Raw genomic sequence first — 14,021 nt, 5'->3', positions numbered from 1 at the left:
GTTGACCTATCGCGGAAATGCAATAAAAGCGAGAAGAAACGGAGCTACTCGCCGTTTTTCGACTGCCACTCGTAGTCGCGTCGTTTCGCCGATTTGCCGAAGCCGCACGACGAGCAGACTTTCTTTCGGGAGTGGTAAGATTTCTCGCCACAGCGCCGACATTTGACGTGTGTCGTTTTGTTCTTCTTGCCCTGAGAGGGAGTTCCTGATCCGGTCATACAGTTATCGAGACGACGTTATCGCCGCGTATAATGGTTGTGTCTTCGACCGAGTCGACCGTGAGATCGCCGAGGGCTTCGCTTTCCTCGACCTCGCCCGGAGCGTCGAGTACGACGTTCATGTGCTGGTCGTAGCCCGAGAGGATGCCGACAGCGGCCGTGCCATCCTTCAGTTCGACGGTTACCGTCTCGTTCAGAGACGCCTCAAGAACATCGAGGGGTCGTCCACTCATACGGTCACAGCCACCTGTTTCGGTAATAAACGTACCGGAACAGTGCGACACACCCACGCTGACTGATGAATACGGCGGCCTGAGACGACACAAACACCGTCGACGGAACTGTGAGAACCCACGTAGTTTTTAACACCGCACGTCCAACGCCCATCCACCAACGAACCCGCGGGTAACTGTCGGCGATGGCCGGTCGCGGCCGTCCGACACAGCGGGGCCACACCGACGCGCAGTACGCCGGGGGCTTGGCCCCTACACGCGGCTCGATGCACAGCAGGCTACACCGAACGGTGTGGGCGAGCTGTGCAGGATTTGAAACTATGGAAATCGAAATCGCAACAGTCGGCGGATATGAGGAGGTCGGTCGCCAGATGACGGCCGTCCGTGCGGGCGACGACGTCGTCGTCTTCGATATGGGTCTCAACCTCTCGCAGGTGTTGATCCACGACGACGTCCGCACCGAACAGATGCACAGTCTCGACCTGATCGATATGGGTGCGATCCCCGACGATCGGGTGATGAGCGAGCTCGAAGGCGACGTCAAAGCGATCGTCCCGACCCACGGTCACCTCGACCACATCGGGGCAATCTCGAAGCTCGCCCACCGCTACAACGCCCCGATCGTCGCCACCCCGTTCACCCTCGCGCTGGTCGAACAGGAGGTCGACGACGAGTCGAAGTTCACCGTTGACAACGACCTCGTCGAGATGGAGGCCGGGGAAACGATGTCGATCGGCTCCAGCGGCCAGGTCGAACTCGAATTCGTCAACGTCACCCACTCGGTGATCGACGCGATCAATCCGGTCCTCCACACCCCAGAAGGCGCAGTCGTCTACGGGCTCGACAAGCGGATGGACCATACCCCGGTTATCGGCGACCCCATCGACATGGAGCGGTTCCGCGAGATCGGCCGCGAAGGCAATGGTGTGTTGGCCTACATCGAGGACTGTACCAACGCTGGAAAGAAGGGTCGGACGCCCTCCGAGTCGGTCGCCCGCGAGCACCTCAAGGACGTAATGCAGTCGATCGAGGACTACGACGGCGGGATCGTGGCGACCACCTTTTCGAGCCACATCGCCCGCGTGAAGTCCCTCGTCGAGTTCGCCAAGGACATCGGCCGACAGCCAGTCCTCTTGGGTCGGTCGATGGAGAAATACTCCGGGACGGCCGAACGCCTCAACTTCGTTGAGTTCCCCGACGACCTCGGGATGTATGGCCACCGGAAATCGGTCGACCGCACGTTTAAACGGATCATGAAGGAGGGCAAAGAGAACTTCCTGCCGATCGTCACCGGCCACCAGGGCGAGCCACGGGCGATGCTCACCCGGATGGGTCGCGGCGAGACCCCCTACGAACTCGACGAGGGCGACAAGGTGATCTTCTCGGCGCGGGTGATCCCCGAGCCGACCAACGAGGGCCAGCGCTACCAGTCCGAACGACTCCTGCGGATGCAGGGCGCACGCATCTACGACGAGATCCACGTCTCGGGTCACCTCCGCGAAGAGGGCCATTTCGAGATGCTCCAAGCGCTCCAGCCCGAACATGTCATCCCGGCCCACCAGGATCTCAAGGGGTTCTCGCCGTACGTCGATCTCTGTGAGAGCCAGGGCTACGAACTGGGTCGTGACCTGCACGTCACACGCAACGGCAATCTCATCCAGTTGGTAGAGTAATGACCCAAAACGCGACCGAAAAGCGAGTGCTCGCCGCGATCGGCCAGCGCCGCGAGCTGGTCAACGACGCGATCGATATCGATCTGCCGCTCGCCGAGCCCGAACGACTGTACGAGGCCTCCCGGTACATCCTGGAGGCCGGTGGCAAGCGGCTCCGACCCACCGCCGCGCTGCTGGTCGGCGAGGCGCTGGCGGATGTCGAGGCCAGCGGGGCCGACTACCGGGCGTTCCCCACCGTCACCGGCGGTGAGGTCGACCTGATGGCCGCGGCGGTCTCGATCGAGGTCATCCAGTCGTTCACGCTGATCCACGACGACATCATGGACGACGACGACCTCCGCCGCGGCGTCCAGTCGGTCCACAACGAGTACGACACCTCGACCGCGATTCTGGCGGGCGATACGCTCTACTCGAAGGCCTTCGAGATCATGGCCGATGTCGGCGGCAACCCCGAAAACACCTTGGAGGCGATGCGGCTGCTCTCCTCGACCTGTACGAAGATCTGCGAGGGCCAGTCGCTGGATGTCGCCTTCGAGTCCCGGGACGACCTGACGCCCGAGGAGTATCTGGATATGGTCGAACGGAAGACAGCCGTCCTCTACGGTGCGGCCGCGGCGATTCCGGCAGTCCTGTTGGACGCCGACGACGAGGTCGTCGACGCGATGTACAGCTACGGCGTCGAGTCGGGCAAGGCCTTCCAGATTCAGGACGACGTCCTGGACCTAACGGTTCCGAGCGAAGACCTCGGCAAACAGCGCGGCTCGGATCTCGTCGAGAACAAGGAGACCCTCATTACGCTCCACGCCCGCCAGCAGGGCGTCGACGTCGATGGGCTGCTCGATGAGTCGACCGTCGAGACGGTCACCGAAGCCGAGATCGACGCAGCGGTGTCGAAACTGGAGGCGGTCGGCAGCATCGACTACGCCCGCGAGATGGCCGAAGAACTCACCGCCCAGAGCAAGGATCGACTAGACGTCCTGCCCGACAACGAGGCCAGCGACCTGCTGGCCGATCTGGCCGACTACCTGATCTCCCGCGGCTACTGACTCCCGGTCGCCCCGACCGCGGTACGAGTCTATTCTCGCAGATCGCTCAGCGCGTCGAGTACCTCTTCGGCGTGGTCGGCCGGAGAGACGCCCTCGAAAGCGCGTGCGATACTACCGTCGGGGGCGACGATGTAGGTGTTTCTGAACATCCCGTCGAACGTCCGGCCGAACATGTTCTTCTCGCCGTAGGAGTCGTAGGCGCGACCGACCTCGCCGTGGGGGTCAGACAGCAGCTGGAAGGGGAGGTCGTGCTTTTCGGCGAAGGCGGCGAGATCCTCGACGGGGTCGTCGCTGATTCCGAACACGGTAATGCCGCGCTCCTCGAATTCCTGGAACTGGTCGCGGAAACTCTTTGCTTCGGTCGTACAGCCCGGCGTGTCGGCCCGAGGATAAAAGTACACTACCGCATACTCGCCGTCGGCAGCCGACAGCGAGACCGGCTCGTCGTCCTGGTTCTGTAGCTCGAAATCGGGTGCCCGATCGCCTGTGGTGAGCATACCTGCCGTTGCGTGCCGCGGGCAAAGTGGTTGTCCATCGGGCCGCCGAGTGGGAACCGACAGGGACAGTCGACCGGGGTCAAGACGGCTCGAAAGGGTGAGCGATATACAGCCCCGGCCAAAAGGGGAGGCTATGACAGAACACGCCACCGAACGGGGCTGGTTCGCCGATCTCGATCCCGGCTCGGTCGACGGTGCCCGGGCGGCCATCGACGACGGATCGGCCGCCGAGCCCGCCGACTGGCCGCAACGGGCCATCGAATCGGGGTTCGCCGACAGCGAGGCCGACTACTACGAGTTGCTCCAGGAGGCGACCGTCGCCGCGACGCGGGCGACCGTCGTTGACCGCGAGCAGGCCGATGACAAACAACTGCTCCACGCGGTTCGAGCGATGGACGACGCCGACCGGACGGCCAACGAACTCGCCGAACGGCTCGCCGAGTGGGCCGGAACGCTGTTCGACGACGTGGGTACCGGCGTTGATGCCGCCCGCCAACTCGCCGAGCGGGAGCCCGCGAGCCCACTGGAGGCGCGTGTGATCTCGCTGGCCGGACGGGTCGATGACCTCGCAACCGAGGCCGACGAGCTCCGGACGTTCATCGAGCGACAGGCCCCCGAGGTCGCCCCGAACCTCTGTGAGATGGCCGGGGCCGTCCTCGCCGCGCGGCTGATCGCACTGGCTGGCGGGCTCGAAGGGTTAGCAAAGAAACCCAGCGGCACGGTGCAGGTGCTGGGAGCCGAAGACGCGCTGTTCGCCCACCTTGCAGGCCGTGGCAGCTCCCCAAAACACGGGATCATCTACACCCACGAATACGTCAGCGGGACGCGTCCAGAGGACCGAGGGTCGGCATCCCGTGCGTTGGCGGGCAAGCTCTCGATTGCGGCCCGTATCGACCACTACAGTGGCAAGCGTCGACCCGAAATCCACGCCGAGCTCGACGACCGGATGTCGACCATTCGCGCTCGCGCCAAAGATGACGATGCGTCTGCGGAGGGCGACCAATGAGCGGTCTCCCCGATGGGATCGAACGCCGGGAGTTCGACGGCCACGAGCGGCTGTCGACCCGCGGCGAGCCCGTCTATGGCGAGCCGACCGACGGCGAATGGCGCTGTTGGGACGCCGGGCGCTCGAAGCTCGGCGCAATGCTCGAAACCGGGATGGACGTCGACCTCTCGGGCGGCGAGTCGGTGCTCTACCTGGGTGCCGCAAGCGGGACGACCGTGAGCCACGTCGCGGACTTCGCCGGGCCAACGTATGCCATCGAGTTCGCCCCGCGGCCGGTCCGTGATCTCATCGGTGTCGCCGAGGACCGCTCGAACCTCTTCCCGCTTTTAAAAGACGCACGGAAACCCGAGACGTATGCCCACATCGTCGAGGCTGATCTCGATCTGCTCGTCCAGGACGTGGCGACTCGTGGACAGGCGGCAGTCGCCGTCAACAACGCGCAGTTCCTCGCCGACGAGGGGCAGCTCTGTCTGGCAGTCAAAGCCCGCAGCGAGGACGTGACCGCCGACCCGGAGACGGTCTTCGAGGAGGTACGTGAGGAGGTAGCCGCCGCCTACGAGATCGTCGACAGCCGTCGTCTCGAACCGTTCCACGACGACCACCTCGGTATCGTCGCGCGGAAACGCTGACTGTCGCTGGTGGTAGCACCGAGTAATAACGTTTTACCAGTCGGGGGGCAGAGCCTCCGGTATGAGTCATGACGCAACGGGCAGTCGATCGGTCGCCGAGAAGGCCTCGGCACTGGGACCCACGTGGTTGGCTGGCGCGATCGCCGCCGGGCCAGCGACGATGGCGAGTTTGGTCGTTGCGGGCGCGAGCTTCGGCTACGCCCTGCTGTGGGTCGTGATCGTTTCGGCGCTGTTCGGCGCGCTGGCACAGTATCTCTCGGCGAAACTCGCGTTGGCAACCGAAGAGGGGCTGGTGGCGACCGTCGAACGCCGTCTCGGCTCCGCGTGGGCGTGGCTGCTCGTGGCGGATGTGGTGTTGGCCGCCGGGTTCGCCCAGCTGATCATCATGAAGACGCTTGCCGACGTTTCGGGGCTGCTGACCGGCGTCGACGCCCGTCTCTGGGGCGTCGGCTGGGCAGTCGTCCTCGCGGCCGGGCTCGCGGGCGGCGGCTACCGGATCGCTGAACTCGGCGCGAAACTGATCGTCTCGGCAGTCGTCGTCGCCTTCGTCGCCTCGCTGTTCGTCGTGCCGACCGACCTCGTCGCCGCCTCGGGTGGGCTCGTGCCGACGATCCCTGCGGGTGTCGAGGGCGCGCTCGTCGCGGCGGGGATCCTCGGCGGCGCGGTCCACATCACGATCATCACGATGCAGACCTACACCGTCCAGGCCCGCGGCTGGACGACCGAAGACGCCGGTCTCGCCCGGTTCGATATCGGCGTCTCGATGCTCGCGGCCTTCGGGATCTTCAGCATCGCGACGTTCCTCGTCGCGGCGGGCGCGCTATTCGGAAACGTCGACGCGCAGGGACTCACCGCGGTCGCGGCGGGGCAGGCGCTCGAACCGATCGCCGGAGAGTTCGCCCAGCGGCTGTTCCTCGCTGGCCTGCTTGGGGCGGCGGTGTCGACGCTCGGCGGTAACACGCTTGTTCCACCCTACGTGGTCGCCGACAAACTCGGCTGGAAGACCGACGTGAGCGACAGCCGCTACCGCTGGCTGCTGGCTACCACTGCCCTCCTGAGCGCTGGCGGCGCGTTCATCGGCGGCTCGTTCCTCCAGCAGCTCGTGTTGGTGCTGGCGGTCGGCACCGTCGGCACGCCGTTCGTGCTCGCGGTCGTGCTCGTTCTGTTGAACGATACCGAAACCGTCGCCGACGCGCCGGGACCGCTGCTCAATATCGGTGGCATCGCCGTCTTCGCGGTCGCCAGCGTGCTCGCCGGTTCGTTCGTCTCCGGCCAGCTCGGGGGTGGACTGACGCTCCTATCGGGAGGCGTGCTGGTCTTCGCGCTCGTGTTGGGGGTCGCAACCGTCGTCCTCATCGGCTCGCATCTCCGGACGCGACTGAGCGGCGGCACCGCCGCCGTCTCCGAGTAGGCATTGCCTACTGCCGCGCTGACAGTCGCCGCCTTCAGGAGGTATTTATGAGTCCGTTCCATACGGCGGGGTAATGGAGACTGGCGCGTCGGAGCCGTTCACGCGGATGGGCACACTCGGTATCGAGGAGGAGTTTTATATTGTCAACGACGACGGGCGGCCGGTCTCGGGGATCGACGAACTGGTGTACAACTCGGAGCCGCCCGAGATCCTCCAGGATCGCCTGGACCACGAACTGTTCCAGTGTACGATCGAGACCCAGACGCCGATCATCGAATCACCGGAAGAGGCAGGAGCAACGCTCCGGGAAGTCCGTGCGGCGCTGGTCGACCACGCCGAGGCCCACGGCTTCCACATCGCGGCGGCTGGCCTCCACCCCGCGGCGAAATGGCGGGAGCTCGATCACGCGACGAAACCGCGGTACGAGGCACAGTTGGAGCGGATTCAGTACCCACAACACCGGAACACGACCGCGGGGCTCCACGTCCACGTCGGCGTCGACGATCCCGACAAGGCCGTCTGGATCGCCAACGAACTCCGGTGGTATCTCTCACCCGTCCTCGCGCTGTCGGCCAACTCGCCGTTCTGGAACGGGTTCGATACCGGGCTCGCCTCGGCCCGCGCGAAGGTCTTCGAGAACCTCCCAAACACCGGCGTGCCGACCGCATTCGAGGATTTCGCGGCTTACGATGCCTTCGAGCAGCGGATGGTCGAGACCGGCTCGATCAACGACCGCGGCGAACTTTGGTACGACGTCCGACCACACACCGGCCTCGGCACCGTCGAAGTCCGGACCCCCGATGGCCAGTCGGACCCCGAGGTCGTCCTCGCGTTCGTCGAGTACATCCACGCGCTCGTCGAGGATCTGGCCGCCCGGTACGAGGACGGCGAGGAGCCAGCAACCGAGATCCGGCGGGAGCTGCTCGACGAGAACAAGTGGCGGGCGATCCGTCACGGCCACGAGGCCGCGTTCATCAGTCGGGACGGCGAGGACGTCGTCGATCTGGAAACTGTCGTCGACCGGGAGGCCGACCGGCTCGGCGTTTCGGGGATTCGGGAGGTCCTCGACGGACCGAGCGGAAGCCAGCGACAACGCGAACTGATGGCCGAGCTGGGGCTCGATGGGCTGTGTGACTCGCTCGTGCTGTAGGCCATTCGTTGCCTACAGTCCGACAGAAACTCTTTTGCCACCGGAGAGCCGACATATGGTATCATGACCTCCGATCCAGCAGATGCTGACGACGACGAGTTCGACGAGACGGATGTCGACGAGGAGTTCGACGACGAGAGCGATGGTCCGCGTGCGGAACTCCAGAAGACCAAAGCCCGGCTCGAAGAGGAGGCCGACCGAGCCGTCTCGGAGTTCGACCAGGGGATCGTCGACCTGCTGGCGTGGATTCTCGACACCGAGACCCGAGCGCGGATCTTCGTCTATCTCCGCCAACACCCCCACAGCACGAGCGACGAGGTCGCCGACGGGACGGGGCTCTATCCGAGCACCGTCCGGGAGGCGCTGGCCGAACTCCACGAGGAAGACACCGTCCACCGGGAGAAACGCGAGTCCAGCGGCGCGGGCAACAACCCCTACGAGTACGAGGCGATCGCGCCGAGCGAGCTTGTTCGGGGCGTCGTCGGCGAAGTCCAGCGCGAGCTCAACACCGTCTTCAATCTCGACCGCCGCCTTGGTGAGACCGACGACGAGGAGGGCGGCCCCGTGACGATCAGCGTCGACGGCGACGACGAAGACGAGGCGGAGACGGAGGCCAGCGAAGCGGTCGACATCGAGGTCGAAGACGCGTCGGCTGATTCCGAAGACGACGATGTCGACAAGTCGGGCGACAAGCAGGAGTAGAATGTGGTTATTTAAGTTCGCGGCCCGCTACCCGGCTGTATGAATGTCGCGTTGGGCGGGACGTTCGATCCCGTCCACGACGGTCACCGTGCGCTGTTCGAGCGGGCGTTCTCGCTGGGTGATGTGACCGTCGGCCTGACTGACGACGACCTTGCAGCCGAGACCAGACACGTCGAGCGGTACGTCCGTCCCTTCGACGAACGAAAAGCCGACCTCCGGGCGGAGCTCGAACCCCTGGCCGAAGAACACGACCGACGCTTCGAGATCCGACCGCTCTCCGAGCCGACCGGCATCGCCGTCGAGCCGCGGTTCGACGCCTTGGTCGTCTCGCCCGAAACGGTTGAGGGGGCCGAGCGGATCAACGACCTCCGCGAGGAGAAGGGTCTCGAACCGCTCACAATCGAGGTCGTCGACCACGTCCCGGCCGACGACGGCAAGCGCATCTCGTCGACACGGATCGTCACTGGCGAGATCGACCGCCACGGAAACCTGACGCCCGATCGGACCGGCCGCGAGGCGACGCGCTAACTCACCAGCTCGGCGGCTGAAACCCGGCATCGGCCATGATTTCTTTCCACCGCGACTGGATGCTGAGTCGGGAGACATCTAGCGCCTCGGCGACGGTGGGCTGTGAGCGCTCCTCGCCGGTGATCAGCGCGGCTGCATAGAGGCTTGCGGCGGCGACCGCTGGCTTCGATCGATCCGCGTCGGGCACGTGGGTGAGAAACAGTTCTCCGGCCGTCGATCGGGTCGACTCGCTCAGATCGAGTTCGGCCCCCGCCTCGTCGAGCCGATCGAGCCAGTCGCTGTGTTCGAGCCGGTCCCGTGCGCGGTACATACATCGGTCTTCCCGGCGGGACTAATTAACGTCTCGGGCCGCCGTTGGATCGGGGACTGGGCTCGACCAGAACGACAGTTTCTTAGCCGGGTTGGGCTGTATATTCGAATGCGCGTGGGTAGCCAAGCCAGGAAAAGGCGCAGCGCTTAGGACGCTGTCCCGTAGGGGTCCGAGAGTTCAAATCTCTTCCCACGCATTTCTGTCCGGAACGAAGTCGACAGTAGACGCGTTTTGATTTACGATACGTCGATACTAACTAACGGTCGACCTATTTTGAGTATTCAAACACCACTTATAAGTATGGAATCGATTACAAAACGATGACCGAGTCTCGAAGTCAGTTTGTGAAACTCGCGGTGCTGGCTGTGGTTGTGGCGCTCGGGGTTGATGGTATTCTTACCCCGCCGGATCCGAGCAGTCAGTTCCGCATCGTGGGTATGCTGACCGGAGCTGGATTCGTCGGTTCCTACTGGCTCGTTTATAAATCGACCGTCGACCTCCCTACCCTCCGGTGGGACGACCTGTTCCGATGGTACGTTAGTACGCTCCTGTTTGGGTTTCTCGTTGTGCTCCTGATCGACCCTGACAGTGTTTCTGACAACCGTATCAGCCAGATCCTCCAACTTGGCATCCTCCTCATAAGCGCCGGACTCGCGTGGGTCGTGGTCCACTCCGAGCGGATTCCGTGGCCTGGCGACCGCTGATCCGTCTGCCGTCCGTCGGACGCCGCATTAAAACTTTATTAACAGCGGGAATATAAATACGGCAATGACCTCCCTCAGCGATATTCTCGCCGACCTCGTGTCGGATGTCGACGCCGTGTTCCTCTTCAGTCCGAACGGCTCGTTTTACGAGCGGTTCGAGGACATCCAGGACGTGGTGGTGATCGGGGCCGAGAACACGGTCGATGCCGACACGTTCGTCGAACTCCCGATTCCGTTTGCGGATATCCAGGATCGAATCAAGTTCGGCATCGAGGGAGCGATGGACGACGACCTCGTCGGCGACGGCGATGTCGTCGCCTGTATCGGCTCGCTGTTCAGCGACGACGCCGACTTCGCCAGCCGGGTCCGGGTCGACGAGACGATGCGCTCGGGGATCTACGATCTGTTTACCAACTCCAGGGCCGATCCCGCCGTCATCAGCGACGTCTTCGAGGTCGCCCTCGAACTGGGCCGAAAGGGCCAGAAGGGCAAACCCGTCGGTGCGCTGTTCGTCGTCGGCGATGCGGGCAAGGTGATGAACAAGTCCCGGCCGCTGTCCTACAACCCTTTCGAGAAGTCCCACGTCCACGTCGGCGACCCCATTGTCAACGTGATGCTCAAGGAGTTCTCGCGGCTCGATGGGGCCTTTGTCATCTCGGATTCGGGCAAGATCGTCTCGGCCTACCGCTACCTCGAACCCTCCGCCGAGGGCGTCGACATCCCCAAGGGGCTGGGGGCACGCCACATGGCTGGCGGCGCGATCACCCGCGACACCAACGCGACGTCGATCGTGCTCTCGGAGTCCGATGGGCTAGTCCGTGCGTTCAAGGGTGGCCAACTGATTCTCGAACTCGACCCGGAGGAGTACTAACCCATGTTCGGGCCGATCCAGATCGCCGTCGACGGGATCATCCGCGGCGTTCCGGTCCGGCTCTGGCTGGCGCTTGTCATCCTCGCCGTCGGCGTACTCGTCGCCTACGGCGTGATGGGCGTCACGAGTCGGCTGCTCGACAGGATGGGGGTCGTCGAGACGATCGAGGGGACGAGCTTCGAGCGAACCACAAACGAGTTCGGGACCTCCACTGCACGGATCATCACACAGCTCAGCGGGGCGTTTACCTTTCTGGTGGCCGTCTTTACGGCGATCACGATCGCTGACCTCCGGTTTGCGGACCTGTTTTGGGGCGGCATCGCGGTGTTCCTCCCGCAGTTGTTCATCGCGATCGTCATTCTGGTCGCCGGTGTCGTCATCGCCGACAAGGTCGAGCTGCTGGTCTCCGAACGGCTCCGCGGGATCAAACTCCCCGAAATCGGACTGATTCCGCTGCTCGCCAAATACAGCGTACTGTTCGTGGCGATCCTGATCGCGCTCAGTCAGATCGGCGTTGCCGTTCTCGCGTTGATCGTCCTGCTGGCCGCCTACGCGCTCGCGCTGATCGTCTTCACCGCACTCGCTACCCACGACCTGCTGGCCTCCGCGACCGCGGGCGTCTATCTGCTGCTCAATCAGCCCTACAGCATCGGCGACGAGGTGAAAGTCGGCGGCCAACGCGGGATCGTCCAGGAGGTCGATCTCTTCGTGACCCGCATCGAGACTGACGGCGAAGAACACATCATTCCGAACCGGACCGTCCTCAGAGACGGGATCGTCAGGATACAGGGGCGCTAGCGGCCGGATTCTGCCGACTGTCCGGATTTGCTGGTGGTTCCAGCGGCGAACACCGAAACCAAGGCGCCGACGAGACCGAGCCCGCCGCCCAGCGTCAGGAGATCGCTCCGACTGTACCCCCCATCGGCGTCAGGCGAACCGACGACGACGGCACCGCGCATCCCCATCCGCTCGTAGAGCGAACAGACGTATTTGACGATCCCACGGTCCTCGACCGTTTGCTCGAAGGTATGGCCGCCCTCACCTGTGAGATCGCTTGCAAAGCGGCCCTCGTTTTCGACGACGTTGTAACTCGGCCCGTCGCTGGCCCACTCCCAGACGATCGTCGTCCCGGGGTCGACCCGGACCGCGGGCGGATCGAACGCGTAGTGACCCTTGTTGCCGTCGGCCCCGACCGTAATCGTCACCTCGTCGCTGCCCCGTTCGTCTACGGTTTCTTCGAAGTTGTCGACGTTCTCGAACCAGCCATCGTAGTCGATACCGTCCTCGCTGTCGTCGGCTTCGCTCTCGCCCTCGCTGGCGGTCTCGACTGTGACCGTCTCGACGTCGCCGACCGCGATCGTGCCTTTCATCCCCAGCGACTTGTGGGGCGAACAGGCGTAGGTGATGATCCCCTCGGCTTCGACGGTGTACTCGAAGGTGTGGCCCGCCTCCTCGGTCAGCTCGCTCTCGAATGAGCCGTCCTCGGCGACGACGTTGTGACTCCCGCCGTCGCCGGACCACTCCCAGACGATCGTCGTCCCGGGGTCGACGTGGATCGCTGCCGGATCGAAGCCGTAGGCCCCGCCGTTGGCCGACGAGCCGACCGTAATCGTCACTTCGTCGCTGCCCCGCTCGTCGACCGTGCTGTCGTAGTTGCCGACGTTGCCGAACCAGTCGCCGTAATCGGGCTCCTGGACCTCGTTTTGGGCTGCTGTGACTCCGGCAGTCGTCAGTCCGAGACTCGCCGTGCCGATCGCTGCGCCGGTACGGAGCACGGTACGCCGTGAGATCGGTGGCTGCGCGTGGTCTCCGGTCATGGTCAGCCCTCGTAGCCCGCGTACTCCATGAGTTGGGCGAAGACGTCGGTGTCCATCGCATCCCGGTAGACGATCGCGTTGACCATCCCGCCGGGATAGAAGGTCCCGTTCATGGCGTGGTTGACCTTGTGGCAGTGCATGAGGTAGATGCCGGGGTCGGCGTCGGCCTCGAACTCGATGGTGTGTCGACCGGCGGGCGGGACGTTGGTGATGTCCTGTTCGAACTGGGCCGCCTCGGGGATCTGCCCGCCGTCTTTGGCGATGAGTCGGTAGCGGTGGTTGTGGAGATGCATCGGGTGGGCCATGTAGCCCGAGTTCGCGAGGTGGAGCCGAACCGTATCCCCCGAGTCGACGATGATCGGCGACCCCTCCTCGGGATGGATCGTCCGCGGGAGGCTCTTGCCGTTCATCGTGAACACATCGGGGGTCCGGTCCCGTGGGCTGTAGTCGACGCTTTGCCCGTCCATCATCTTCGAGAGCCGCGAGTCCCAGTCTTTCAGGGTGAGGAAGTACTCCTTGTCGGCGGGCTCGTACCCCTTGGGGTCGACCCGGAGGATGCCGTACATCCCCATATCGATGTGCCGCTGGGTCTGGTAGTGACAGTGGTAGAGATGCGTCCCCGGGACGTTTGCCGGAATCGTGTAGGTGTGTTGCTCGCCGGGATCGACCTGAATTCCGGTCGTCGTCGGCACGCCGTCGTTTTCCCAGGTCTTTCGAACCCCGTGGAAGTGGAGCGTGTGGGGATGGCTCGCGTCGGTATTGTCGAGGGTGACCTCCATATCGTTGCCCTCGGTCGTCCGGAGGATCGGCCCGGGGACGCTCGGCTCGCCGTCGTCGGCCTGGAACGCCCAGACTCGTGGGAGTTCGATCGGCCCACCCATCGAATCGAGTGGATGGACCTGATGCCGCGAGGTGACCGTCGACATCGTCACCGAGCCGCCCTGCTCGTCGACGTTGACGACCTCCGGCGGGCTCGTCGTCGGGAGGTCGCCCGACTCGACCTGCGGTCGAACCCCGCCGAGGGCGTTGTTGGTCGGTGCCGAACAGCCCGCAAGCGAAAGGACACCGGCCCCACCGGTCGCTGCCAGAAACTCACGCCGTGAGATACCCCGTCCGGGTGCGCCGATATGATTACTCATTGGTGTACACCCGACAGTTGGCACAGACCGTACATAGTTCCAGAATGCGATTCCCGCGGCGTCGGAGACGCCGCGAATATGTTCGGC

Annotated in this window: 17 protein-coding genes and 1 tRNA gene; 12 read left to right on the top strand and 6 right to left on the bottom strand. The window is 64.2% G+C overall.

Annotation, left to right across the window (positions count from 1 at the left end):
* Window positions 1–44 precede the first annotated feature (44 nt).
* Both NO877_RS06705 and NO877_RS06700 read right to left on the bottom strand, forming a co-directional pair.
* Window positions 45–218 carry a 50S ribosomal protein L37e gene (locus NO877_RS06705; protein ID WP_256395551.1) on the bottom strand — a complete coding sequence of 58 codons (174 nt, stop codon included), beginning with the start codon at window positions 216–218 and terminating at the stop codon, window positions 45–47.
* On the bottom strand, window positions 215–451 hold the full coding sequence (locus NO877_RS06700; protein WP_256395550.1) for an LSM domain-containing protein: 237 nt from the start codon (window positions 449–451) through the stop codon (window positions 215–217). The genes NO877_RS06705 and NO877_RS06700 overlap by 4 nt, the downstream gene beginning before the upstream one ends.
* Before the next feature lie 320 nt (window positions 452–771).
* Here NO877_RS06700 and NO877_RS06695 point away from each other — a divergent pair, with 320 nt between their 5' ends.
* The gene (locus NO877_RS06695; RefSeq protein ID WP_256395549.1) at window positions 772–2,124 is read left to right on the top strand and encodes a ribonuclease J; all 1,353 of its coding nucleotides are present in this window, start codon (window positions 772–774) and stop codon (window positions 2,122–2,124) included.
* Entirely contained in the window at window positions 2,124–3,170 is a 1,047-nt protein-coding gene (gene idsA3, locus NO877_RS06690) for a geranylfarnesyl diphosphate synthase (protein ID WP_256395548.1), read from the top strand. Before NO877_RS06695 ends, idsA3 begins: the two co-directional genes overlap by 1 nt.
* A 29-nt stretch (window positions 3,171–3,199) precedes the next feature.
* Here the strand turns inward: idsA3 and bcp are convergent, their stop codons facing one another.
* Window positions 3,200–3,667, bottom strand: coding sequence for a thioredoxin-dependent thiol peroxidase (gene bcp, locus NO877_RS06685; RefSeq protein WP_256395547.1), 468 nt, complete (start codon window positions 3,665–3,667; stop codon window positions 3,200–3,202).
* 133 nt (window positions 3,668–3,800) lie between these two features.
* Between bcp and NO877_RS06680 the strand changes: the two genes are divergently transcribed.
* From NO877_RS06680 to NO877_RS06655, 6 genes are all read left to right on the top strand, one after another.
* Window positions 3,801–4,673 (top strand): NOP5/NOP56 family protein, encoded by an 873-nt coding sequence (locus NO877_RS06680; RefSeq protein ID WP_256395546.1) that lies wholly within the window; start codon window positions 3,801–3,803, stop codon window positions 4,671–4,673.
* Entirely contained in the window at window positions 4,670–5,302 is a 633-nt protein-coding gene (locus NO877_RS06675) for a fibrillarin-like rRNA/tRNA 2'-O-methyltransferase (RefSeq protein WP_256395545.1), read from the top strand. Before NO877_RS06680 ends, NO877_RS06675 begins: the two co-directional genes overlap by 4 nt.
* 61 nt (window positions 5,303–5,363) lie before the next feature.
* The gene (locus NO877_RS06670; RefSeq protein ID WP_256395544.1) at window positions 5,364–6,713 is read left to right on the top strand and encodes an NRAMP family divalent metal transporter; all 1,350 of its coding nucleotides are present in this window, start codon (window positions 5,364–5,366) and stop codon (window positions 6,711–6,713) included.
* Between the two features lie 73 nt (window positions 6,714–6,786).
* Window positions 6,787–7,863, top strand: coding sequence for a glutamate--cysteine ligase (locus tag NO877_RS06665; RefSeq protein ID WP_256395543.1), 1,077 nt, complete (start codon window positions 6,787–6,789; stop codon window positions 7,861–7,863).
* A gap of 63 nt (window positions 7,864–7,926) precedes the next feature.
* Window positions 7,927–8,565 carry a winged helix-turn-helix domain-containing protein gene (locus NO877_RS06660; RefSeq protein WP_256395542.1) on the top strand — a complete coding sequence of 213 codons (639 nt, stop codon included), beginning with the start codon at window positions 7,927–7,929 and terminating at the stop codon, window positions 8,563–8,565.
* Window positions 8,566–8,604: 39 nt separating this feature from the next.
* Complete coding sequence (locus NO877_RS06655; protein WP_256395541.1) at window positions 8,605–9,093, top strand: phosphopantetheine adenylyltransferase; 489 nt, start codon at window positions 8,605–8,607, stop codon at window positions 9,091–9,093.
* A gap of 1 nt (window position 9,094) precedes the next feature.
* On the opposite strand, the gene NO877_RS06650 is transcribed toward NO877_RS06655, so the two are convergent.
* Complete coding sequence (locus NO877_RS06650; RefSeq protein WP_256395540.1) at window positions 9,095–9,403, bottom strand: transcription initiation factor IIB family protein; 309 nt, start codon at window positions 9,401–9,403, stop codon at window positions 9,095–9,097.
* 112 nt (window positions 9,404–9,515) lie between these two features.
* Between NO877_RS06650 and NO877_RS06645 the strand changes: the two genes are divergently transcribed.
* The 4 genes from NO877_RS06645 to NO877_RS06630 all read left to right on the top strand — a co-directional run bounded on the left by NO877_RS06645 (window position 9,516) and on the right by NO877_RS06630 (window position 11,776).
* Window positions 9,516–9,599: transfer RNA gene (locus NO877_RS06645), tRNA-Leu, on the top strand.
* Window positions 9,600–9,723: 124 nt separating this feature from the next.
* Complete coding sequence (locus tag NO877_RS06640) at window positions 9,724–10,107, top strand: hypothetical protein (protein WP_256395539.1); 384 nt, start codon at window positions 9,724–9,726, stop codon at window positions 10,105–10,107.
* Between the two features lie 64 nt (window positions 10,108–10,171).
* Window positions 10,172–10,978, top strand: a complete 807-nt coding sequence (dacZ, locus tag NO877_RS06635) for a diadenylate cyclase DacZ (protein WP_256395538.1) — start codon at window positions 10,172–10,174, stop codon at window positions 10,976–10,978.
* A 3-nt stretch (window positions 10,979–10,981) separates the two neighbouring features.
* Window positions 10,982–11,776 carry a mechanosensitive ion channel domain-containing protein gene (locus NO877_RS06630; protein WP_256395537.1) on the top strand — a complete coding sequence of 265 codons (795 nt, stop codon included), beginning with the start codon at window positions 10,982–10,984 and terminating at the stop codon, window positions 11,774–11,776.
* On the opposite strand, the gene NO877_RS06625 is transcribed toward NO877_RS06630, so the two are convergent.
* Both NO877_RS06625 and NO877_RS06620 read right to left on the bottom strand, forming a co-directional pair.
* Window positions 11,773–12,795, bottom strand: coding sequence for a halocyanin domain-containing protein (locus NO877_RS06625; RefSeq protein WP_256395536.1), 1,023 nt, complete (start codon window positions 12,793–12,795; stop codon window positions 11,773–11,775). The genes NO877_RS06630 and NO877_RS06625 overlap by 4 nt on opposite strands.
* A 2-nt stretch (window positions 12,796–12,797) precedes the next feature.
* Window positions 12,798–13,934 carry a multicopper oxidase domain-containing protein gene (locus NO877_RS06620; protein ID WP_256395535.1) on the bottom strand — a complete coding sequence of 379 codons (1,137 nt, stop codon included), beginning with the start codon at window positions 13,932–13,934 and terminating at the stop codon, window positions 12,798–12,800.
* Window positions 13,935–14,021 lie beyond the last annotated feature (87 nt).

Source organism: Halohasta litorea (genome assembly GCF_024494645.1).
Lineage (GTDB): Archaea > Halobacteriota > Halobacteria > Halobacteriales > Haloferacaceae > Halohasta > Halohasta litorea.
This window is presented reverse-complemented; position numbering and strand designations above follow the sequence as displayed.

Bases quoted from the DNA above. Each gene is read 5' to 3' on its own strand.
- NO877_RS06675 (WP_256395545.1), top strand. From the start codon at position 4,670: ATGAGCGGTCTCCCCGATGGGATCGAACGCCGGGAGTTCGACGGCCAC.
- NO877_RS06705 (WP_256395551.1), bottom strand. From the start codon at position 218: ATGACCGGATCAGGAACTCCCTCTCAGGGCAAGAAGAACAAAACGACA.
- NO877_RS06660 (WP_256395542.1), top strand. From the start codon at position 7,927: ATGACCTCCGATCCAGCAGATGCTGACGACGACGAGTTCGACGAGACG.
- NO877_RS06625 (WP_256395536.1), bottom strand. From the start codon at position 12,795: ATGACCGGAGACCACGCGCAGCCACCGATCTCACGGCGTACCGTGCTC.
- NO877_RS06620 (WP_256395535.1), bottom strand. From the start codon at position 13,934: ATGAGTAATCATATCGGCGCACCCGGACGGGGTATCTCACGGCGTGAG.
- NO877_RS06695 (WP_256395549.1), top strand. From the start codon at position 772: ATGGAAATCGAAATCGCAACAGTCGGCGGATATGAGGAGGTCGGTCGC.
- NO877_RS06665 (WP_256395543.1), top strand. From the start codon at position 6,787: ATGGAGACTGGCGCGTCGGAGCCGTTCACGCGGATGGGCACACTCGGT.
- NO877_RS06650 (WP_256395540.1), bottom strand. From the start codon at position 9,403: ATGTACCGCGCACGGGACCGGCTCGAACACAGCGACTGGCTCGATCGG.
- NO877_RS06655 (WP_256395541.1), top strand. From the start codon at position 8,605: ATGAATGTCGCGTTGGGCGGGACGTTCGATCCCGTCCACGACGGTCAC.
- NO877_RS06680 (WP_256395546.1), top strand. From the start codon at position 3,801: ATGACAGAACACGCCACCGAACGGGGCTGGTTCGCCGATCTCGATCCC.
- NO877_RS06670 (WP_256395544.1), top strand. From the start codon at position 5,364: ATGAGTCATGACGCAACGGGCAGTCGATCGGTCGCCGAGAAGGCCTCG.
- dacZ (WP_256395538.1), top strand. From the start codon at position 10,172: ATGACCTCCCTCAGCGATATTCTCGCCGACCTCGTGTCGGATGTCGAC.
- NO877_RS06640 (WP_256395539.1), top strand. From the start codon at position 9,724: ATGACCGAGTCTCGAAGTCAGTTTGTGAAACTCGCGGTGCTGGCTGTG.
- NO877_RS06700 (WP_256395550.1), bottom strand. From the start codon at position 451: ATGAGTGGACGACCCCTCGATGTTCTTGAGGCGTCTCTGAACGAGACG.
- NO877_RS06630 (WP_256395537.1), top strand. From the start codon at position 10,982: ATGTTCGGGCCGATCCAGATCGCCGTCGACGGGATCATCCGCGGCGTT.
- idsA3 (WP_256395548.1), top strand. From the start codon at position 2,124: ATGACCCAAAACGCGACCGAAAAGCGAGTGCTCGCCGCGATCGGCCAG.
- bcp (WP_256395547.1), bottom strand. From the start codon at position 3,667: ATGCTCACCACAGGCGATCGGGCACCCGATTTCGAGCTACAGAACCAG.